Annotated in this window: 18 protein-coding genes; 12 read left to right on the plus strand and 6 right to left on the minus strand. The window is 72.3% G+C overall.

Annotated elements, in window-relative coordinates; all coding sequences use genetic code 11:
* The first annotated feature begins 112 nt into the window (after positions 1 to 112).
* The 3 genes from FH609_RS10940 (at position 113) to FH609_RS10950 (ending at position 2,513) form a co-directional block, all read left to right on the plus strand.
* Complete coding sequence (locus tag FH609_RS10940) at positions 113 to 838, plus strand: M23 family metallopeptidase (RefSeq protein WP_139675486.1); 726 nt, start codon at positions 113 to 115, stop codon at positions 836 to 838.
* Positions 839 to 971: 133 nt separating this feature from the next.
* Entirely contained in the window at positions 972 to 1,490 is a 519-nt protein-coding gene (locus tag FH609_RS10945) for an ArsR/SmtB family transcription factor (RefSeq protein WP_139675484.1), read from the plus strand.
* Between the two features lie 51 nt (positions 1,491 to 1,541).
* Complete coding sequence (locus tag FH609_RS10950) at positions 1,542 to 2,513, plus strand: M23 family metallopeptidase (protein WP_405379177.1); 972 nt, start codon at positions 1,542 to 1,544, stop codon at positions 2,511 to 2,513.
* Positions 2,514 to 2,555: 42 nt separating this feature from the next.
* Here FH609_RS10950 and FH609_RS10955 read toward each other — a convergent pair whose 3' ends face one another.
* Positions 2,556 to 2,993, minus strand: coding sequence for a PLD nuclease N-terminal domain-containing protein (locus FH609_RS10955; RefSeq protein ID WP_139675482.1), 438 nt, complete (start codon positions 2,991 to 2,993; stop codon positions 2,556 to 2,558).
* An 85-nt stretch (positions 2,994 to 3,078) separates the two neighbouring features.
* Here FH609_RS10955 and FH609_RS10960 point away from each other — a divergent pair, with 85 nt between their 5' ends.
* Together FH609_RS10960 and mqnP are read left to right on the plus strand one after the other, a co-directional pair.
* Positions 3,079 to 4,530 (plus strand): menaquinone biosynthesis decarboxylase, encoded by a 1,452-nt coding sequence (locus FH609_RS10960; RefSeq protein ID WP_139675479.1) that lies wholly within the window; start codon positions 3,079 to 3,081, stop codon positions 4,528 to 4,530.
* The gene (gene mqnP / locus FH609_RS10965; RefSeq protein WP_226961566.1) at positions 4,527 to 5,441 is read left to right on the plus strand and encodes a menaquinone biosynthesis prenyltransferase MqnP; all 915 of its coding nucleotides are present in this window, start codon (positions 4,527 to 4,529) and stop codon (positions 5,439 to 5,441) included. The genes FH609_RS10960 and mqnP overlap by 4 nt, the downstream gene beginning before the upstream one ends.
* 7 nt (positions 5,442 to 5,448) lie before the next feature.
* On the opposite strand, the gene FH609_RS10970 is transcribed toward mqnP, so the two are convergent.
* Together FH609_RS10970 and FH609_RS10975 are read right to left on the minus strand one after the other, a co-directional pair.
* The gene (locus tag FH609_RS10970; RefSeq protein WP_139675478.1) at positions 5,449 to 6,630 is read right to left on the minus strand and encodes a PQQ-dependent sugar dehydrogenase; all 1,182 of its coding nucleotides are present in this window, start codon (positions 6,628 to 6,630) and stop codon (positions 5,449 to 5,451) included.
* 50 nt (positions 6,631 to 6,680) lie between these two features.
* Positions 6,681 to 6,989, minus strand: a complete 309-nt coding sequence (locus FH609_RS10975; protein ID WP_122185713.1) for a hypothetical protein — start codon at positions 6,987 to 6,989, stop codon at positions 6,681 to 6,683.
* A gap of 334 nt (positions 6,990 to 7,323) precedes the next feature.
* On the opposite strand from FH609_RS10975, the gene FH609_RS10980 reads away from it, so the two are divergent.
* Both FH609_RS10980 and FH609_RS10985 read left to right on the plus strand, forming a co-directional pair.
* Positions 7,324 to 8,331, plus strand: coding sequence for an NlpC/P60 family protein (locus FH609_RS10980; protein ID WP_139675476.1), 1,008 nt, complete (start codon positions 7,324 to 7,326; stop codon positions 8,329 to 8,331).
* Positions 8,332 to 8,554: 223 nt separating this feature from the next.
* Positions 8,555 to 9,235 (plus strand): phosphatase PAP2 family protein, encoded by a 681-nt coding sequence (locus tag FH609_RS10985; protein WP_139675474.1) that lies wholly within the window; start codon positions 8,555 to 8,557, stop codon positions 9,233 to 9,235.
* 6 nt (positions 9,236 to 9,241) lie between these two features.
* Here the strand turns inward: FH609_RS10985 and FH609_RS10990 are convergent, their stop codons facing one another.
* Entirely contained in the window at positions 9,242 to 9,454 is a 213-nt protein-coding gene (locus tag FH609_RS10990) for a hypothetical protein (protein WP_139675472.1), read from the minus strand.
* 78 nt (positions 9,455 to 9,532) lie between these two features.
* Here FH609_RS10990 and FH609_RS10995 point away from each other — a divergent pair, with 78 nt between their 5' ends.
* Positions 9,533 to 10,354, plus strand: coding sequence for a hypothetical protein (locus FH609_RS10995; RefSeq protein WP_139675470.1), 822 nt, complete (start codon positions 9,533 to 9,535; stop codon positions 10,352 to 10,354).
* A 4-nt stretch (positions 10,355 to 10,358) separates the two neighbouring features.
* Here the strand turns inward: FH609_RS10995 and FH609_RS11000 are convergent, their stop codons facing one another.
* Positions 10,359 to 10,748, minus strand: coding sequence for a metal-sensitive transcriptional regulator (locus tag FH609_RS11000; RefSeq protein WP_139707862.1), 390 nt, complete (start codon positions 10,746 to 10,748; stop codon positions 10,359 to 10,361).
* A 193-nt stretch (positions 10,749 to 10,941) separates the two neighbouring features.
* Here FH609_RS11000 and pstS point away from each other — a divergent pair, with 193 nt between their 5' ends.
* From pstS to pstB, 4 genes are read left to right on the plus strand one after another with little or no spacing between them, the layout of a single operon-like run.
* Positions 10,942 to 12,066 (plus strand): phosphate ABC transporter substrate-binding protein PstS, encoded by a 1,125-nt coding sequence (pstS, locus tag FH609_RS11005; RefSeq protein ID WP_139675773.1) that lies wholly within the window; start codon positions 10,942 to 10,944, stop codon positions 12,064 to 12,066.
* Between the two features lie 7 nt (positions 12,067 to 12,073).
* Positions 12,074 to 13,060 (plus strand): phosphate ABC transporter permease subunit PstC, encoded by a 987-nt coding sequence (gene pstC / locus FH609_RS11010; RefSeq protein WP_139675771.1) that lies wholly within the window; start codon positions 12,074 to 12,076, stop codon positions 13,058 to 13,060.
* Positions 13,057 to 14,133, plus strand: a complete 1,077-nt coding sequence (gene pstA, locus FH609_RS11015) for a phosphate ABC transporter permease PstA (protein ID WP_139675768.1) — start codon at positions 13,057 to 13,059, stop codon at positions 14,131 to 14,133. The genes pstC and pstA overlap by 4 nt, the downstream gene beginning before the upstream one ends.
* A gap of 17 nt (positions 14,134 to 14,150) precedes the next feature.
* Positions 14,151 to 14,930 carry a phosphate ABC transporter ATP-binding protein PstB gene (gene pstB / locus FH609_RS11020; RefSeq protein ID WP_122185313.1) on the plus strand — a complete coding sequence of 260 codons (780 nt, stop codon included), beginning with the start codon at positions 14,151 to 14,153 and terminating at the stop codon, positions 14,928 to 14,930.
* A gap of 85 nt (positions 14,931 to 15,015) precedes the next feature.
* Here the strand turns inward: pstB and FH609_RS11025 are convergent, their stop codons facing one another.
* Positions 15,016 to 18,342, minus strand: coding sequence for a S8 family serine peptidase (locus FH609_RS11025; RefSeq protein WP_139707864.1), 3,327 nt, complete (start codon positions 18,340 to 18,342; stop codon positions 15,016 to 15,018).
* Between the last annotated feature and the right edge of the window lie 111 nt (positions 18,343 to 18,453).

An 18,453-nucleotide genomic window follows, 5' to 3' on the forward strand; every position in this document is an offset into this window, starting at 1 on the left:
ACGGGGGGTCTTGTCAGGGGTTCGGGGATGGGTTACCAAGGTGGTGTTAGTTTGTTTTGTCCGGGTTTCAGGGCTTTTCCCGGATATCCCCGACTTACCGAGGTGGACCTCCATGCCGAAGATCACCACGCACCGCATCCGCGAGAACCTCCGTCCGCACACCCGCGTCGCCACCCTGGCGGCTGCCGGCCTGACCGCGTCGGTCGTTCTCACGGGCGCGGCGGTGGCGGCCGATGGCAACCCCGCCGACGTCTACGCCGCCCACACCGTCTCCGAGGTGGTCCAGGCCGCCGACGGCCAGACCACGGGCGAGCCGACCGGCGCGACCGGCGGCACCACCGCCAAGGACGACGCCGACAAGAGCGCCGACGAGAGCGCCGCCCAGGACAGCAAGGGCGACGACAAGCCCAGCGCCGAGGACTGGGTCTCGCCGATCGCCGGTGACTACGAGCTGTCGGCGACGTATGGCAACAGCGGTGACCGCTGGGCCAGCAAGCACAGTGGCCAGGACTTCGCCGTGCCCAACGGCACCGAGGTGAACGCCGTGCACGAGGGCACCGTGGTGAAGGCCGGCGGCAACGGTGCCGGTGACGGTCCCGCCTACGGCAACGCCGTGGTGGTCGACCATGGTGACGGCACCTTCACCCAGTACGCGCACCTCTCCGAGGTCGAGGTCGCGGTGGGTGACGAGGTGGACACCGGCGAGGAGATCGCGCTGTCCGGTAACACCGGTAACAGCAGCGGCCCGCACCTCCACTTCGAGGTCCGCACCACCGCCGACTACGGCTCGGCCATCGACCCGATGGAGTTCCTGCGGGGCGAGCACGCCGAAGTGTGAGCCGCACCCCGGAACCCCTCCTGAGCTGAACGACGACGGCCCGGGCGCCCAGCGCGCCCGGGCCGTCGGCCTGTCTTCCGGGGCTGGCCTCCCTCGTTTGCCAGAGATTACGTAGTTACGTAATCTCGTCTCCATGGAGCTGGAGGAACGCGTCGCCGCCCTGGAGCGGCGCATGGCCGAGTGGGAGGCGGCGCGCCGCGAGGGCGCCGCCGAGCCGGACGGCGAGGGACCGGGCGCCGAGGACCGGTTCTGGGCCCTTGAGGGGCTCAGGGCCCGGCTGGGCGAGGCGGCGCCGGACGGCGCGGTGCTCTTCACCGGCGCGGTCTCGCTACCGACCGAGGAGCGGTACGAGTGGCAGTACGGGCGGACCGTCGAGGCGCTGCTGGAGGACGACTGGTCGCTGGCGGCCGACGCGTTCGCCGCGCTCGGACACCCGGTGCGGCTGCGGCTGCTGCGCGAGGTGCTGGCCGGCCGCCGCACGGCCGCCGAGCTGGCCGAGCTGCCGGAGACCGGCACCACCGGCCAGATCTACCACCACCTGCGCCAGCTGGCCGCCGCCGGCTGGCTGACCGGCGCCGGCCGGGGCCGCTGGGCCGTGCCGCCGCAGCGGGTGGTCCCGCTGCTGGTCGCCATGGCCCTGGCCACGCCGTAGCGCGACGACCGCCGGGCGCCCCACCCCGTGAACCCAAGGGAGCTGAGAGCCTTGCCGACCATCGAGCCGAACCGGACCACCGACCCGAGCCCGACCAACCAACATCCGACCCCGACCCCCGGCGCGGCCCCGACCGGGGCCGCCCCCGCGCCCCGCCGCGCGCGGCTGGCGCTCGCCGTGCTCGGCCGGACCTGCTGGATCGCGTTCCTCGCCTATGTGCTCGCCGACCTGCTGGCCGGGCTGCCCGCGCTGGGCGGCTGGCTGCTGATCGCCGCCGCGCTGGGCAGCCAGCTGGCCGCCGCGCTGCTCCTGCGCCGCGACGAACCACGCGACGCCACCCCGCTGACCGTGGCGCCCCCGGTCGCCGGCAGCTGGTCCGCGTTGAACAGCCCGGCCGACCGGGTGCCCAGCCACGGGATCAGGAAGTACGGGCAGAGCCACGCCATCGACGTGGTCGCCGAGCGGCCCGAGGACGCGGCGGGCCCGGCCCGGCCCCGGTTCGGCTGGTGGCCGGTGACCCGGCGCAACGCCGACTTCCCCGCCTTCGGCGCGCCGCTGCTGGCCGTTGCCGACGCCACCGTGCTGACCGCGCACGACGGGCAGCGCGACCACCGCAGCCGGAACTCCTGGCCGGCGCTGCTCTGGCTGTTCCTCTCGGGCGCCGTGCGGGACGTCGTCGGCGCCGACCGGGTCATCGGCAACCACCTGGTGCTGGATCTCGGCGGCGGAACCTACGCCCTCTACGCGCACCTGCGGCGCGAGTCGTTGACCGTGCGCCCCGGCGAACGGGTGCGCGCCGGGCAGGAGTTGGCGCGCTGCGGCAACACCGGGAACTCCTCCGAGCCGCACCTGCACTTCCAGCTGATGGACCGGCCGCACCCGGACACCGCCTGCGGGCTGCCGTTCCGCTGGGCGGGCGTGGGCGTGCCGAGGGCCGGCGAGCACTTCACGGTGCCGGCGCCGGCCGCCGAGCCGGTCATACCGCATGACGAAGGCCGGCCCCGGGGGAAGGGCCGGCCCTGAGTCGAAGGTCAATCGAAGCGGAGAATCGGGCGGGGGAGGACGTCAGCCCTTGCCGCCGGCGGGCGGTTCCGGCGGGGGACCCTCGTCCCCGTCGCCGCGCTGCCGCAGCTCCTCCTCGCGCCGCCGGAGATCCTCCTCCCAGCTCTCCAGCAGCTCCTTGTCGTCGGGCCCCTTCCCGTTCTCGGGGTCCCCGGCGCCGTCGGGGCGCTCGGAGCCCTCGCCCAGGGAGCGCAGGAACTCGGGGTTGTCATCGGGGGCGACCCAGCCCGTGGAGCCCCGGCGGCCTCCGGCGCCGGCGGAGCCGCGCTGGCGGCCCACCAGAATCCATGCGAGGGGGCCGATGACCCAGGCCAGCACGATCAGGGCGAGCCACACCAACTTGGGCAGGTGGCGCACCTCTTCGTCCTTGGTGCTGATGCAGTCCACCAAGGCGTAGATGGCCAGTGCCAGCGGTACCAGAAACAGCAGCACCCTCAGCATGGTAGTCCCCCTGGGCGAGATGGCGTGGGCCGGAGCGTGGCCCCTGACTAAGGCCCAGGGTAATGCGTCCGGAATACTGAGGCCCATGGCATACGACGACCTCCGTGCGCTGCTGAAGGCCCTGGAGAAGGACGGCGACCTCAAGCGCGTCAAGGCCGAGGTCGATCCCCATCTCGAAGTGGGCGAGATCACGGACCGCGTGAACAAGGCCGGCGGTCCCGCGCTGCTCTTCGAGAACGTCAAGGGCTCCGACCTGCCGTTGGCCATGAACGTCTACGGCACCGACCGCCGGCTGCTGAAGGCGTTGGGGCTGGGCTCCTACGAGGAGATCAGCGAACGCATCGGCGGGCTGCTCAAGCCGGAGCTGCCGCAGGGCTTCGTCGGATTCCGCGAGGCGTTCGGCAAGCTCGCCTCGATGTCGCACGTGCCGCCGAAGAAGGTGAAGAACGGGCCCGTGCGGGAGGTCGTGCTGCGCGGTGACCAGGTCGACCTGGAACGGCTGCCCGCGCTGTTCACCTGGCCCAGGGACGGCGGCTCGTTCTTCAATCTGGGCCTCACCCACACCAAGGACCCGGAAACCGGGGTGCGCAATCTCGGGCTGTATCGCCTGCAACGCCACGACCGGCGCACCATCGGAATGCACTGGCAGATCCACAAGGACAGCAGAAACCACTACCAGGTCGCCGCCCGGCGGGGCGAGCGGCTGCCGGTCGCCATCGCGTTCGGCTGCCCGCCCGCCGTCACCTATGCCGCCACCGCGCCCCTTCCGGGAGATATCGACGAATATCTCTTCGCCGGCTTCGTCGGCGGAAAGCGGGTCGAACTCGTGGACTGCGAGACGGTGCCGCTCCAGGTCCCGGCCGACGCCGAGGTGGTGCTGGAGGGCTGGCTGGAGCCCGGAGTGATGCTGCCGGAGGGCCCCTACGGGGACCACACCGGCTTCTACACGCCGCAGGAGCCGTTCCCCGCGCTCACCATCGACTGCGTCACCATGCGGCGCAAGCCGATCTTCCAGTCGATCGTCGTCGGCCGCCCGCCGACCGAGGACGGGCCGCTGGGCCGGGCCACCGAGCGCTTCTTCCTGCCGCTGCTCAAGGTGATCATCCCGGACATCGTCGACTACCACCTGCCGGAGAGCGGCGCCTTCCACAACTGCGCGATCATCTCGATCGACAAGAAGTACCCCAAACACGCCCAGAAGGTGATGTCGGCGGTCTGGGGCGCGCACATGATGTCGCTGACCAAGCTCGTCGTCGTCGTCGACGCCGACTGCGACGTGCACGACCCGAACGACGTGGCCTGGCGGGCGCTGGGGAACGTCGACTACGCCCGCGACGTGCTGCACACCGAGGGGCCGGTCGACCACCTGGACCACGCCTCCTACCAGCAGTTCTGGGGCGGCAAGGCGGGGATCGACGCCACCGCCAAGTGGCCGGAGGAGGGCTACACCAGGGACGGCGGCTGGCCGGAGATGATCGTCTCCGACCCGGAGGTCGCCGAGCGGGTCACCGCCCGGTGGAAGGAGTACGGCCTGTGACGGCGGCGCCGACGACGGACGAACGGCCCGGCGCGGGCCCGGGCCGGGTGCGGGCCTTCCTGCGGCTGGTGATGATCGAACACTCGGTCTTCGCGCTGCCCTTCGCCTACATGGCGTCGCTGACCGCGATGTTCCTGGACGACGGCACGGTGGACTGGCTGACGCTGCTGCTGGTGACCGTCGCCATGGTGGGGCTGCGGACCTTCGCGATGGCTGCGAACCGGATCATCGACCGCGAGATCGACGCCCGCAATCCCCGCACCGCGCACCGCGAGTTGGTCACCGGGGCGGTGTCGGTGCGTACCGCGTGGGTGGGCGCCGGGGTCGCGCTGGCGTTCTTCCTGGGCGCCGCCGCGCTGCTCAACCCGCTCTGCCTGGCGCTGGCGCCGCTGGCCGTGGTGCCGATGGTGGTCTACCCGTACGGCAAGCGGTTCACCGACTTCCCGCACGCGATCCTGGGGCTGGCGCAGGCGATGGGCCCGGTCGGCGGCTGGCTCGCGGTGACCGGCTCCTGGTCCTGGGACGCGGCGCTGCTGGGCGTGGCGGTGGGGCTGTGGATCGGCGGCTTCGACCTGATCTACGCCTGCCAGGACGTGGCCTCCGACCGGACGGGCGGGGTGCGTTCGGTGCCGGCCAGGTTCGGCATCGCGGGCGCGCTGCTCGGCGCGCGGCTGAGCCACCTGGTGACGCTGGGGCTGTTCGCCTGGTACACGGTGGCGACCGACGGCGGGCCGCTGCTGTGGGTGGGGCTGGTCGTGGTGACGGGCGCGTTCGCCTACGAGCACGGCATCGTCAGGCCCGACGACCTCAGCCGCATCAACCGGGCGTTCTTCACCGTCAACGGCTTCGTCGGCATCGCGCTGTTCGGCTTCGCCCTGCTCGACCTGGTGGCGCGGGGGCTCGGGGTCTGAACCCGGCTCACTCCACCTGGTAGCGGGTGAGGGTGCCGTCCTGGCCGAGGACAAGCAGCGCGGCGCCGTCCGCGCCGGCCAGCGCGGCGGCCGGCGTCGGGAACGCGTCGGGGCTCAGCTCCTGGGCGCTGCCGCCCGACAACTCCACGCCGTCCAACGGCAGTCGCCACAGCGGCGTGCCCACGGCGGACGGCACCCACAGCGAGCCGGCGACATACGCCAGCCCCGCCGGGGCGACATCCCCGGCCCCCCAGTCGAGCCGAACGCGGTCCCCGCCGTCGTCCTCCACGCCGCCGGGCGGGACGAGGGTCACCTCGACGGCGCCCTCGTCGGTGACGGTCACCGCCCACAGGCCGTCCCGGTCCTGGTCCCAGGCGAGGCCGCGCACGTCCGGGTACCCCATGGCGTAGATCCGGGAGTCCGCCGGCAGATTGCCGGGGGCCGGCGTGCCGTCGGACGCCACGCGCAGGATCTTGCCGGCCTCGGACTCCGGGTCCGTCGCCAACTCCGGCTGCCCGGCGGCGCCCGTGGCGATGTAGAGCAGCCCGTCGTCGCCGAAGGCGAGTGCGCCGCCGTTGGCGGACTCGCCGCGCGGCAGGTCCCTGACCAGGGTGGTGGGGGCGGTGCCCAACTCGCCGTCCCCGCGCTGGTTGAGGGTGTAGCGCACGACCCGTCGCTGGTCGGTGCCGCTGTAGAAGGCATAGAGCAGGTTGTCGGTGGAGCCGGCCTCGTCGTAGCCCGGGTCGACGGCCAGGCCGAGCAGCTCGCCCGTGGCGTTCCCGGCCAGCACGGCGAGCTGGCCCAGCTCTGTCGTCCCGCCGTCCGCCGCGACCCGGGTGATCTCGCCGGAGCGGGAGCCGACCAACACGTCGTCGGTGCCGGGGAGTTCGGCCAGGCAGCAGGCGTCGGCGAGGCCCTCGGCCAGCACCTCGGGATCGTCCGCCGAGCCCTCCGGCTCCGCCGAGTGCTCGGGCTCGGGCGTCGTGGCCGGGTCGGTCGGCCCTTCGGTGCCGTCCCCGGGCCGGCCCTCGTCGCCCGTCTCCTCCGGGGCGGGCGGCGCGGTGCCGTCCGCCGCCGCCAGACGGTCGCTGGCCGGGCCGATGGCGCAGCCGGCCAGCAGCGTGGCGCCGGCCACGGCGACCAGCAGCGCGTGCCGCAACGGGCGCCGGCGCGCCGCCCGTTCACCCATCAGTCGCCGTTCCTCCCTGGCCGTGCCCCCCCGCCGGACGCGTGGGCGCCTCAGATCGCCATGCCGTAGATGATGGTGAACAGCGTGCCCAGCGAACCGATGATGAAGATCCCGGTCAGCCCGGCGACAATCAGTCCCTTGCCCTGCTCGGCGCTGAAGCTGTCCCGCATGGCGGTGGAACCGATCCGCTGCTTGGCCGCGCCCCAGATCGCGATGGCCATGCAGATCAGGATGGCCAGCGCCATGATCACCTGGATCATCGTCCTGGCCTCGTTGCCCACCGCGGCGAACGGGCCCCAGTCAGGCGCGATTCCGCCGATGATGTTGGTGATGTCGTCTTCTTCCGCCGCTAGGAGCATTCGAACTCACCGCCTCACTCGCTCTCTTGTCGCCTTCTCATCGGATTGTGCCACGCCCCGCTGACAGAGGAGTCCGGACGGTGACGGCCACTCACGGCTGTGGACCAGCCAACTGCGCTGCCGCGTAACCGACATCACGGTCCGGCGCCGTGCTTTGGCCGGATCTCGCCCCGTCGACGGCGGAGTTGGCGCGTTCCCTGCCCGCTCCCCGGCGCGAGCCCGCCGCCGGGCCCGCGCCCGTGTCACCATCGAACGGGCCGAACGAACCCGGCGGGGAACGGCGGCCGTTGGGAGCGCGTTTCGTCGGGGAGAGCCGGGAGAGAAGGGGCGGGCGATGCGCCGGATCGTGACGGTGACCGGGGTCGGCTTCGGGCTGCTCGCGGCCTTCGTCGGCTTCCTGGTGATCGGCGTCTACGGCGCCTCCGCCGGACTCCTCGGCGGCGCCGGCCGGCCGGGCGGCGGCGACGGCCGCCTCGCGGAGAACACGGTGCCTCCCGAGTACGAGGCGCTGGTCCAGCAGTGGGGCAACTCCTGCCCGACGCTCTCGCCCGCCATCCTGGCCGCCCAGATCGGCCAGGAGAGCGGCTGGCAGCCGGACGTCCAGAGCCACGCGGCCGCGCAGGGCATCGCCCAGTTCATCCCCGGCACCTGGGCCACCCACGGGATCGACGCCAACGGCGACGGCGTGGCCAACGTCTGGGACCCGCAGGACGCCATCCCGTCGGCCGCCGCCTACGACTGCGCGCTGGCCGGCTATGTCGAGGACGTGCCGGGCGACCCCGTGGACAACATGCTGGCGGCCTACAACGCCGGCCCCTACGCGGTGATCCGCTACAACGGCGTCCCGCCCTACGAGGAGACCCAGAACTACGTCCGGATCATCCGCACCGCCGAGGCCGGCTACGCCGCGCCGCCCGAGGCGGACGACGGAGCCGGGGAGGAACGGCTGCCCCCGCTCGAACAGGCGGCCGGCGCCGTGGCGTTCGCCCAGGAGCACCTGGGCACGCCCTACCTGTGGGGCGGCGACGGAACGCCGGAGGACGACGGGAGGTTCGACTGCTCGGGCCTGTCCAAGGCGGCCTACGAGTCGGTCGGGATAGAGCTGCCCCGGGTCGCCAACGACCAGTGGACGGCGGGCCCGCACCCGTCCCGCGACGAACTCCTCCCCGGCGACCTGGTGTTCTTCGCCACCGACCTCTCCGACCCGCGCAGCATCCACCACGTGGGCATCTATGTCGGTGGCGGCTACATGATCAACGCCCCCTACACCGGCGCGGAGATCCGCTTCGACCCGATCGACTCGGCCGACTACTTCGGCGCGACCCGACCGGTCGCGGCGTAGACCGGGGCGCCCCCGAGGCGTTCGTCACGCAGGGCCAGCCTTTGGCCAGTGATACGGCGCTGAACTGCGGCAACGCGTTGCTGTTCGATAACGCTGTGGCCGGCATTCGATGGACGTCGGCACTCCGGGGGAGGGGAAGGGCGTTACCTGTACCGGAACAGGGGCTCCTCCTCCCCGCCCTCCCTGGCGGGGTCCCCCACAGCACGAAGGGGCCACGCGGCACATGGCTGAACTCGACGATCCCGATTTCGAGCTGGACGTTCTCCACGACGTGAACGGCCTCGCCGAGCGGCTGCCCGGCTGGGGGCGTTCCGTGGTGACCTTCGTCGGCGAGTGGGGCCTCCCGCTGGCGCTGGTGGCGCTCGTGGTGGTCGGCTGGCTGCTGGTCCGCCGGCGCCCCGACGCGGAGCAGGCGGTGCCGGGCTGTCTCTGGGCGCTGCTGGCCGCCGTGCTGACCTGGCTGGCCAACGTGCCGATCCGCGCCTTTGTCGCGCGCCCGCGCCCGCACGAGAACCATCCGGATCTGATCGTTCTGGTGTCGGGCAAGGACGGTTACTCGTTTGTCAGCGATCACGCGGGGATTGCGATGGCCATCGCCGTGGCCCTCTTCCTGGTGCACAGGACCCTCGGGCTGGTGGCGTTCGCGCTGGCCCTGGTGCAGGGCGTGGCCCGGGTCGTGATGGGCGTGCACTATCCGACGGACGTGGTCGGCGGCTATGCGCTGGGGATGGCGGTCGCGCTGCTGCTGGCGCCGCTGGCGCTGGCGACCCTGACGCCGCTGGTCCGGGCGGGCGCGGCCACGCGCTGGCTCGGCTGGCTGGCCCGCCCCGGCGGCGGGACGGCCACCACCACCCGCGTCACGGGCGCGCCCCCGGGCCCGGGCGAACGCGGTCTGGCAGCGTAGCGGCGCTCAGACCTCCGGTGGGCGGCCCAGGTGGCCGGCGGCCTCGTCCCTGGCCAGCGGCCGTGACCTGCGGGCCGGCCCGTACCAGCCGCAGCTGCACCGGGCGGCCAGGAACGGTCCGCGTTCGAACAGTTCCACGCGGTGGCCGGGGGTCGGGTCGTCCGGGGAGGCCCGCTGCTCGGGTGTGTTCTCCGGGCGGCGCTCCCCGCGGTCGTCCACCCCACCACCGTAACGGCCCCGCCGGGACCTCGTTAGCCGGTAGTCAGAACGCGAACAACGCGAGGGTGTCAGGGGTCCATGGTGGTGAGGCGGCGAACGGCCGCGCTCGGCTGGGGCGGCCTGCTGGCGCTGGTGCTGGCGGTCAGCGGGTGCACGGGCACCGGCGCCGCCGCCCCCGAGGCGCGCGGCGGGAACGATCCGCTGGCGGCGGTGCGGCAGGCCGCCGACCGGCTGACGGACTCCGGCAGTTCGCGGGCCCGCACCGCGATGCGGATGGCCTCCGGCGGCACCGAGGTGACGATCGAGGGCGAGGGCGCCTTCGACTACGCGCGGGGCCTGGGCGAGCTGAGCGTGTCCCTGCCGCCCGACCCGGGCGGCGACCGGGGGGCCGAGCCGGTCACCGAGGTCTTCGCGCCGGGTGAACTGTTCATGAAGAACCGGGGCGCCGGGGTGCCGCCCGACAAGTGGGTGCGGGTCGAGGTCGCCGGCGTGCCCGACGGGAACCTGGTGACCGGCGGCGCGACCGACCCGATCACGGCGTTCGCCCTGCTGCGCGGCGCGCGCAGCGCGGACGACCTGGGGCTGACCGAGCTGGGCGGGGAGTCGGTGCGCCACTACCGGGGCGTGACGGACATCGCGCTGGCCGCCGAGGCGGCGCCCTCGGACCCGACCAGGGAGCAGCTGACGGCGGCCGTGGCCGGTTTCACCAGGACCGAGGTGCCGTTCGACGCCTACCTCGACGAGGCGGGGACGCCCCGGCGGGTGCGGCACCGGTTCAGCCTGGCCCAGGGCCTGCGTTCGGTCGAGGTGACCTCGACGGTGACGCTCCACGGCTTCGGCGTGCCGGTGGACGTGGCGCTGCCCGAGCCGGGCGAGGTCTACTGGGGCGCGGTGGCCTGAGCGCTCAGGTGCGCAGCATCCGCGCGATGGCGGCGGTGGCCTCCTCGACCTTGGCGTCGATCTCGGGCCCGCCCTCCTGCGCGGCGTGGGCGACGCAGTGCCGCAGGTGCTCCTCCAGCAGCTGGAGGGCGAACGACTGGAGCGCCTTGGTGGAGGCGGAGACCTGCGTCAGTATGTCGATGCAGTAGACGTCCTCCTCGACCATCCGCTGGAGGCCGCGGACCTGTCCCTCGATCCGGCGCAGCCGCTTGAGGTGGGCGTCCTTGTCCTTGCTGTAGCCGTGCTGCCCGTGCTGGTCGGGTTGGCCCTGCTGGGGGGACCCGTCGCCGTGCGGCGCCGCCGCGTCCTCGCCGCCGGTCGTGCCGGGCCCGGCCGCCGTCTTCGCCGTGGTCATAACGCCGCCTTCTGCTCATATACCCCTGACGGGTATAGCGTAACGAATCGTCCGCCAACCGGGCAGTATCGTGCACCCGGCCGGCAACCTGACCGCCCCGCCTGATTCATTTGCTATTCACTTTTGACCGTAAGCCGATTCACCTGATCAACCTACTTTCGGGTGAGAACGGTTACGGGAAGGATCGACGACAGTGAAGCTTTCGCGCACGAGGGGGCGGCGGGCGCTCGGTCTTGGCGCCGCGCTGGCGGCGGGCGCTCTGGTCCTCACTGCCTGTGGCACGGACGACAACTCCGGCCTCCCCGGGGCGGTGGACTTCACCGTGGACGACCTCGCCTGCGGCCCGGGCGGGACGCTGCTGGCCTCCGGGTCGAGCGCCCAGGCCAACGCGATGGAGGTCTGGGTGAACACCTACCAGGCCAACTGTGAAGGAAGCCAGATCAACTACAAGGCGACCGGCTCCGGCGCCGGGGTGCAGGAGTTCCTCCAGGGCACCACCGCGTTCGCCGGCTCCGACTCGCTGCTGAGCCCCGGCGAGGTCGACGAGTCCCGGCGGGTCTGCCGCGACGGCGGCCGGGCGATCCACCTCCCGATGGCGGCCGGGCCGATCGCGCTCGGCTACAACGTGCCGGGCGTGCCCGAGCTGACGCTGGACGCCTCGACGCTGGCGCGGATCTTCGACTCCCAGATCACCCGCTGGAACGATCCGGCGATCGACGCGCTCAACCCGGGCGTCGACCTGCCCGACCTGGCGATCACCCCGTTCCACCGCTCCGACGGCTCCGGCACCACCGAGAACCTCACCACCTACCTCCACGCCTCCGCACCCGAGGACTGGCCCTACGAGCCGGACAAGGCGTGGCGCGGCCGGGGCGGCCAGTCGGCCGACGGCTCATCGGGGCTGGTCGGGATGGTGCAGCAGAACGAGGGCGCCATCGCCTACTTCGAGCTGTCCTACGCGCACCAGAACGACCTGGACACGGTCCGCGTGGACACCGGCGCCAGCGAGCCGGTCGAGGCCACCGTGGAGAACTCCTCCAACGCCATCGCCGAGGCCGAGGTGGTCGGCGAGGACGGGGACCTGGCGCTGGAGCTGAACTACGCGACCAGGGAGGAGGGCGTCTACCCCATCGTGCTGGTCACCTACGAGATCGTCTGCGACGGCGGCAACGACCCCGCCACCCTGGAGCTGACCCGGGCGTTCCTCGACTACACCGCCGGCGAGGAGGGCCAGCGCGCGCTGGCCGAGATCGACTACGCGCCGATCTCCGACGACATCATCCAGCAGGTGCGGGACCGCGTCGAGGCGATGGACTGAGGCCCAGATGACCGTGAACGACACCAAGCCGCCGGCCCCCGCGCCCGCACCCCAGGGCGCGAACCGGAGCACCACGCGCCTGGGCGACCGGGTGTTCAGCAACCTGTCCAAGGGCTCCGGCATCGCGCTGCTGGTGATCATGGCCGCGATCGCGGTCTTCCTCGCCATCCGCGCCGTGGTCGCCATCCGGGCCAACGACGGCAACTTCCTGACGACCTTCGCCTGGGAGGCCAACGCCGACCCGCCGTACTTCGGGATCGCGGTGCTGCTCTTCGGCACCGTGGTCTCCTCGGTGATCGCGATGGTCATCGCGGTGCCGGTCGCGGTGGGGATCGCGCTCTTCCTCTCGCACTACGCGCCGCGCCGGCTGGCCACGCCCATCGGCTACCTGGTGGACCTGCTGGCCGCCGTGCCCAGCATCATCTACGGCCTGTGGGGCGCGCTCTACCTGGTGCCCCGGCTGACCGGGGTCTACGAGTGGCTGGACGACCTGTTCGGCTGGACCGGGGTCTTCGCCTACGACGGCAGCCCGGCCCGTTCGCTGATGACGGTCGGCATCCTGCTGGCCGTGATGATCCTGCCGATCATCACCTCGGTGACCCGCGAGGTCTTCCAGCAGACGCCCAAGGCGCACCAGGAGGCGGCGCTCGCGCTGGGCGCCACCCGCTGGGAGGTGATCCGGGTGACCGTGCTGCCGTTCGGCAGGTCCGGCGTGATCAGCGCCTCCATGCTGGGTCTCGGCCGCGCGCTGGGCGAGACCATGGCGGTGGCCACGGTCCTCTCGCCGAGCTTCCTGATCAACGCCAGCCTGCTGGAGTCCGGCGGCGGAACGTTCGCGCAGAACATCGCCAGCCAGTTCAAGGAGGCCGGCTCCATGGGCCGGGACGCGCTGATCGCCTCCGGCCTGGTGCTCTTCCTGCTGACCCTGCTGGTCAACGGCGCCGCCCGGCTGATCATCGCCCGCCGCAAGGAGTACTCGGGGGCCAACGCATGAGCCAGTCCACCCTGAACCGCACCCGCGCCGCCGCCGACGTCCGCCCCAAGACGCTCCGCCCGCCGAGGCTGCCGCGCTGGTCGCTGGCCGCGCTGCTGCTCGGCTCGGTCGCCGTCGGCGTCGCCACCGGCCTGCTCGGCCGGCTGGACAGCCGGGTGCAGTGGGGCATGATCGCCGCGATCGTCTTCGTGGTCGCCCGCTTCGTGCTGACCTCGGCCGTCGAGGGCCGGCGGCAGGCCGTGGACCGGCTGGCCGCCACCCTGGTCTGGGCCAGCTTTGTGCTGGCCGTGCTGCCGCTGGCGTCGCTGATCTGGGAGACCGTCTCCCGGGGCGGGCCCGGCGTCGACTGGTACTTCCTGACCCACTCGATGAACGGCGTCCTCAGCTGGCAGGACGGCGGCGGGATCTACCACGCGCTGCTGGGCACCCTGCAACAGGTCACGCTCGCCTCGCTGTTGGCGATCCCGGTCGGGCTGCTGACCGCCGTCTACCTGGTGGAGTACGGGCGGGGGAAGCTGGCGAAGACGATCACGTTCTTCGTGGACGTGATGACCGGCATCCCCTCGATCGTCGCCGGTCTCTTCGTCCTCAGCCTGTGGATCATGATGCTGGACCTGGGCTACTCGGGCTTCGCCGGGGCGCTGGCGCTGGCCATCCTGATGATGCCGATCGTGGTCCGCTCCACCGAGGAGATGCTCAAGCTGGTCCCGGGCGAGCTGCGCGAGGCGTCGCTGGCCCTCGGCATCCCCAAGTGGCGCACCATCCTCAAGGTGGTGCTGCCCACCGCCATCGGCGGGATCACCACCGGCGTGATGCTGGCCCTGGCCAGGATCGCCGGCGAGACCGCGCCGATCATCCTGCTGGTGTTCGGCAACAACATGATCAACGCCAACGTCTTCGAGGGCGCCCAGTCCTCGCTGCCGCTCTACGTCTACGAGCAGTGGGCCTACGGCACCGAGTCCGCCTACGACCGGGCCTGGGCGGCGGCGCTGGTGCTGATCGCCCTGGTGATGGTTCTCAACCTGGTCGCCCGCGGGATCGCCCGCTGGAAGGCCCCCAAGACCGGCCGTTAGGAGAGGTGCCACCCATCATGGCCAAGCGCATCGATGTCAGCGGGCTGACCGCGTACTACGGCGCCCACAAGGCGATCGAGGACATCACCATGCACATCGAGCCGGGCGCGGTGACCGCGTTCATCGGCCCGTCCGGCTGCGGCAAGTCGACGTTCCTACGCACCCTCAACCGGATGCACGAGGTGACCCCGGGCGGCCGCGTCGAGGGCCGGGTGCTGCTGGACAACGAGGACCTGTACGGCCCGGGCGTCGACCCGGTGTCGGTGCGCCGCACCATCGGGATGGTCTTCCAGCGGCCCAACCCGTTCCCCACCATGTCGATCTACGACAACGTCGCCGCCGGCATCCGGCTCAACGGCGGCGGGCGGCGGAAGTCCGAGCTGGACGACCTGGTGGAGAAGAACCTGCGCGGCGCCAACCTGTGGAACGAGGTCAAGGACCGCCTGGCGCGGCCGGGTTCGGGCCTGTCGGGCGGCCAGCAGCAGCGGCTGTGCATCGCCCGGGCGACCGCCGTCCAGCCGGACGTGCTGCTGATGGACGAGCCCTGCTCGGCGCTCGACCCGGTCTCCACGCTCGCCATCGAGGACCTGATCGACAAGCTGAAGTCCGAGTACACCATCGTGATCGTCACCCACAACATGCAGCAGGCGGCCCGGGTCTCCGACCGCACCGCCTTCTTCAACCTGTCGGCGATCGGGCAGCCCGGCCGGCTGATCGAGATCGACCAGACGGAGAAGATCTTCTCCAACCCCTCCGTCCAGTCGACCGAGGACTACATCTCCGGCCGCTTCGGCTGACCCGCCGCGCTCGTCACGCCGAACGGCCCGCGTTCCCTCCTCGAACGGGAGGGAACGCGGGCCGTCGCCCGTTCGTGCGGGTCGGTCAGGCGGTGCGGTAGGCGTCGATGATGGTCTGCGTCAACGCGTTGCCCTCGCCGTCGTCGACCTGGGCGCGCAGCGAGACCCTGCCGCCGGCCTCGGGGCTGATGATCTCGACCGCGCCGTCGGTGACCTCGACCTCCTCCCAGGTCTCGCCGCCGTCGGTGGAGGCGGAGACGACCAGGGACTCGACGTTCTCGGCGGCCGCGCCCTGGACGGTGACCGGCACGGTCAGCGTCTCACCGGCCGGCGTGGTGCTGTCCAGGGCCAGCTCCGGGGTGAACCGGACGGCGCTGAACGGCAGTTCCGTCGCCTCCTCGGTCGCCGCCGAGGTGAACGTGTAGGAGGCGGTGACCTCCGTGCTGACCGCGGCCACCGGCGCGCCCCGGGAGACGGTGGTGACCAGCTCGTACTCGGCCTCATCGGCGGGCAGCTCGAACTCGACCGCGTCCAGCAGGTCGTCCGCCGTGGCGAACTCCTCGCCGTTCCGGTAGAGCGTGGTGCTCGCCGCCTCGTACGCGGTGAAGACGGGGTTGCCCGCGCCGTCGGTGAACGGGTTGACCCAGCCGTAGAGCGTGTCCCCTTCGCGGACCAGCGAGGTGTCCTCGTTCGCCGCCGGGCCGTGGACGCCCACGTTGAACGTGAGGTCGTAGGTCTCGCCGGCCAGGTACTCGGTGTAGTCCGAGAAACCGAAGCCGAAGCCGAAGATCTCCTCGGAGCTCTGGAGGTAGTCGGCCGCCCAGACGCCCTCCTGGACGTAGAGGTTGGTCGTCAGCGGCAGCGGCACCGCGTTGGCGGAGGCGAAGCCCCCAACCTCCGGGTAGACGAAGAGCGCGCCCGTCGTGTCCGGCACGGAGGAGCCGATGGCCGCCTCGACCAGCGCGGTCTCGTCCAGCGCGAGGTGGGCGGTCAGCCCGGTGTAGAACGCGCCCTGGCTGCTGTCGGCGGCCCGGTACTGGGCGTTGGCCTCGACGTTGTCCCAGGCGGCGCTGGCGAAGCCGACGAAGTTGTCGGGGCTGTCCGGCGTGTCCAGCTGGGCGGTGTGGAAGCCCTCCGCCAGGCCGGTCGCCGACCAGGACGAGCCGAGCGACGTGCCCGCCTCCGGGTCCAGGGCCTCGAAGCCGACGTTCAGGTCGGACTGCTCGGCCGCCTCGTCCTCCACGGTCCAGTCCACGGGCTGGGCGTCGGTGGCGGCGACGCTGAGCGAGGTGTCCTCGGTCAGCGTGACGTTCGGCTCCACCAGCCAGTCGATGCCGAGCAACTCCTCGCCGTCCTCGGTGGCGTGGAAGTTCGCGACGTCGACCAGGTACTCGCCCTCCGGCAGCCGCGCGCTGGCGACGCCGTCGACGAGGGGCACGTCGTACTGCTCCAGCGTCGCCAGCTCGGTCACGGTCACCCAGGCGTCCTGCGACGGCCCGCCGGCGCGGTCGGTGACCTCGATGTCGAGGCCGAACTTCTCCTCCTCGCGCTCGACGCCGCCCGCCGTGGTGACGGTGGTGCCGTCCTCGGCGGTAGCGGTCACGAACAGCGAGTGCCCGCCGAAGAGTTCGCCGGCCGCCGTGCTCGCGGTGGCCTCGACGGTCGCGGTGCCGCCGGCCGGGACGGTGACCTCGTCGGCGCTGAGGGTGAACAGGCCATCCGGGGCCGGGTTGCCCTCGGGGTCGGTGCCCTCGGCCGTCAGCTGGAGCGTCACATCGGCGTCGCCGAGGTTGCGGTAGGTCAGCTCCCTGGTGACCGGCTCGGCGTCCTCGTGCGGGAAGGGCACGGCGCCGAAGCTCAGCGAGGACGGCTCGGCGATCACGCTCTGCGCGATGGCCGCCGGGACGTCGATCCGGCCCGAGCCCTGCTGGAAGGCGGTGTAGCCGTCGGCGGTGATCGCCGAGCCGGCGAGGGCGGCCTTGATCTGGTCGCCGGTCAGGTCCGGGTTGGCCTGCGCCAACAGCGCGGCGGCGCCGGCCACATGGGGCGTGGCCATGGAGGTGCCGGAGATCGCGACATGGGTGTCGTCGACCGGGGTGCCGTACTCCCAGATCGCCGCGCCCTCGGCGCCGGCGGCGGCGATGTCCACGCCGGGCGCCGTGACGTCGGGCTTCAGCGCCCCGTCGCGGGTGCGCGGGCCGACGGAGGAGAACTCGGCGAGCGCGTCGTCGTCGTCCACCGCGCCCACGGTGAGCGCCGCGTCGGCGGTGCCCGGGCTGCCGATGGTGCCGGCGGACGGCCCCTCGTTGCCGGCGGCGATCACGAAGAGCGCGCCGCTCTCGGCGGAGAGGGTGTTGACGGCCTCCTCCATCGGGTCGATCTCCGGGCCGGCGTAGCCGCCCAGGCTCATCGAGACGATGTCGGCGCCCTCATCGACGGCCCACTGCATCCCCTCGATGATGTCCGACTCGTAGCCGCTGCCGTAGTCGTCCAGCACCTTGCCGTTGATCAGCGAGGCGCCGGGCGCCACGCCCGAGTACGGGTCGCCGACTCCGGCGACGGTGGACGCGACATGGGTGCCGTGGCCGTCGCGGTCGGAGGCGGTGTCGGACTCGGAGAAGTTCTGCTCGGCGACGATCTTGTCCGTGCCGAGGTCCGGGTGCTCGGCGGAGATGCCGGTGTCCAGCACGGCGACGGTGACGCCGCTGCCGTCGAAGCCGGCCTCCCACGCCTCGGGCGCGCCGATCTGCGGGACGCTGACGTCCAGCGACTTGGTGACCACGCCGTCCAGCGCCACCGACTCGATCGCCGGCGCGGCGGACAGGGTGGCGGCGCCCTCGGAGCGCGTGGTGAGCGCGGCGAACAGCGCGGCCGCGTCCGCGTCCGCGACGGTCAGCGCCTCGCCGTTGACCGCCGAGAGGGTGGCCCCCACCTCGGGGTCGGCGTCGGCGAACAGCTCGGCGGCCTCCGCCTGTTCGGCGCCCTCGGTGTAGGAGACGATCAGCCGCAGGCCCTCGTCCTGCTGGCGGCGCTGCTGGCCGAGCGCATCGATGTCGAAGAGGCGGCGGTCCAGCGTGCCGTCGGCGATCAGCGGCAGCACGTCGGCCGGCAGCACCGAGACGCCGCCGCCCGCGTGCGACGTGCGCACCGGGATGTTCTCGCGGCCCTCGGCCGGGATCAGCCCGGCGACCTCCCCGCCCGGGCCCAGCACCACCTGGTCGCCGGTGATCAGGGTGAGGCGTTCGCCCCTGGCCTGTCCCTCGGAGACGGTGGGCACGGTGCCCGTCGACGTCGGCTCGGCGCCGGCCGTGGTCGCGAGCGTCGCGGTGACGGCGAGCGCCACGGCGGTCGCGGTAACGGCGGTGGTGACCCTGACCCTGGCCCGCCGGCCGGGTATCGGGGCCGGCTCCATAGATGAGTTTTTCCTCAACTGTCCCCCTGATGACAGAAGTTGACAGGGGGCGTCATCCATCCCCCCACTCGATCATGAGCGGAAGAAAGGGGCCGCGACCATGCTCCCGGG

The sequence above is a fragment of the Streptomyces sp. 3MP-14 genome (assembly GCF_006334905.2).
GTDB classification, from domain to species: Bacteria; Actinomycetota; Actinomycetes; order Streptomycetales; family Streptomycetaceae; genus Streptomyces; species Streptomyces triticirhizae.

Bases quoted from the DNA above. Each gene is read 5' to 3' on its own strand.
- FH609_RS10940 (WP_139675486.1), top strand. From the start codon at position 113: ATGCCGAAGATCACCACGCACCGCATCCGCGAGAACCTCCGTCCGCAC.
- FH609_RS10945 (WP_139675484.1), top strand. From the start codon at position 972: ATGGAGCTGGAGGAACGCGTCGCCGCCCTGGAGCGGCGCATGGCCGAG.
- FH609_RS10955 (WP_139675482.1), bottom strand. From the start codon at position 2,993: ATGCTGAGGGTGCTGCTGTTTCTGGTACCGCTGGCACTGGCCATCTAC.
- FH609_RS10960 (WP_139675479.1), top strand. From the start codon at position 3,079: ATGGCATACGACGACCTCCGTGCGCTGCTGAAGGCCCTGGAGAAGGAC.
- FH609_RS10970 (WP_139675478.1), bottom strand. From the start codon at position 6,630: ATGGGTGAACGGGCGGCGCGCCGGCGCCCGTTGCGGCACGCGCTGCTG.
- FH609_RS10975 (WP_122185713.1), bottom strand. From the start codon at position 6,989: ATGCTCCTAGCGGCGGAAGAAGACGACATCACCAACATCATCGGCGGA.
- FH609_RS10980 (WP_139675476.1), top strand. From the start codon at position 7,324: ATGCGCCGGATCGTGACGGTGACCGGGGTCGGCTTCGGGCTGCTCGCG.
- FH609_RS10985 (WP_139675474.1), top strand. From the start codon at position 8,555: ATGGCTGAACTCGACGATCCCGATTTCGAGCTGGACGTTCTCCACGAC.
- FH609_RS10995 (WP_139675470.1), top strand. From the start codon at position 9,533: ATGGTGGTGAGGCGGCGAACGGCCGCGCTCGGCTGGGGCGGCCTGCTG.
- FH609_RS11000 (WP_139707862.1), bottom strand. From the start codon at position 10,748: ATGACCACGGCGAAGACGGCGGCCGGGCCCGGCACGACCGGCGGCGAG.
- pstC (WP_139675771.1), top strand. From the start codon at position 12,074: ATGACCGTGAACGACACCAAGCCGCCGGCCCCCGCGCCCGCACCCCAG.
- pstA (WP_139675768.1), top strand. From the start codon at position 13,057: ATGAGCCAGTCCACCCTGAACCGCACCCGCGCCGCCGCCGACGTCCGC.
- pstB (WP_122185313.1), top strand. From the start codon at position 14,151: ATGGCCAAGCGCATCGATGTCAGCGGGCTGACCGCGTACTACGGCGCC.
- FH609_RS11025 (WP_139707864.1), bottom strand. From the start codon at position 18,342: ATGGAGCCGGCCCCGATACCCGGCCGGCGGGCCAGGGTCAGGGTCACC.